An 835-nucleotide genomic window follows, 5' to 3' on the forward strand; every position below is an offset into this window, starting at 1 on the left:
ATAGGGCCTCGTCTTTTAAATTTTGGATGAATAACTTAAACTCTTTTTGGTCTACGTATTTTGTATTTTTCTTTCTGAGTTCGTCGGATGTAATTACTTTTCTAGGCGTTTCAACAAATAGCATTTCATTTGTATCAATATAATTCATTCTGATAGCAAATTTCATTATCTGATTGAGCTTGAATTTGATTTTAGAAACATAGTTATGAGATCTCCCATCTTGTAATAGTTGATCTATTACTTTTTGTAATAAACGTCTATCAAATTTCTAACTAGGTAGTCGCCCTCTATCTGCTTTAAAATCTCTTTTTTTACATTCTTTGAAGCGTAGACGGTTGAGTTTTTTACGCCGTGTTTCCAATTCTCCTCAAATTCTTCATATAGTTTTTCAAAAGTTATATTAGAAACAGCATGTTGTTTTTCTCCTAACTTTTGTTTTATCTTTTCCTGAAGTAAAATCGCAGCTTGATTTCTTGCTTGGTGAGTTTTTTTCTCCATCGTTACTGAGACTTTTTTTAATTTCTCAGTATATGGATCTTTGTATCTCTCAAAAAATTTATATTTGCCGTTTGGCAATTCTTCCATCCACATTGATTTTACCTCACTTTTTTGATAAAATGGGTATAGTAAAGAGGGCTTTTTTTATTATGAGAATTTCTTGATTACTTCTAAAATTTCATTGGCATAATTTGCGACTTCGAGAGGGGTAGACACCGGGAAGATGCCTTTATCACGGATTTCGATAGTGCTTTTTTTTGAATTTGAACGATAACGTAATACCCATTTTTTGATGTTATCGTCAACCAAAACATTGAAATAGCTACGGTTATCTCTG

Annotated in this window: 2 protein-coding genes; both read right to left on the reverse strand. The window is 31.6% G+C overall.

What is annotated here, in order from left to right; genetic code table 11:
• Window positions 1-237 precede the first annotated feature (237 nt).
• Window positions 238-591, reverse strand: coding sequence for an integrase (locus D1604_RS15150; RefSeq protein WP_119413942.1), 354 nt, complete (start codon window positions 589-591; stop codon window positions 238-240).
• Window positions 592-645: 54 nt separating this feature from the next.
• Window positions 646-835, reverse strand: a 190-nt coding sequence (locus D1604_RS15970) for a hypothetical protein (RefSeq protein ID WP_373561220.1), incomplete at its 5' end; no start/stop codon positions are given.

Source organism: Brevundimonas sp. LPMIX5 (assembly GCF_003576505.1).
In the GTDB taxonomy this organism is placed as follows: Bacteria; Pseudomonadota; Alphaproteobacteria; order Caulobacterales; family Caulobacteraceae; genus Brevundimonas; species Brevundimonas naejangsanensis.

Excerpts from the sequence above, each read along its gene's own strand:
- D1604_RS15150 (WP_119413942.1), bottom strand. The coding sequence starts at position 591 with ATGTGGATGGAAGAATTGCCAAACGGCAAATATAAATTTTTTGAGAGA.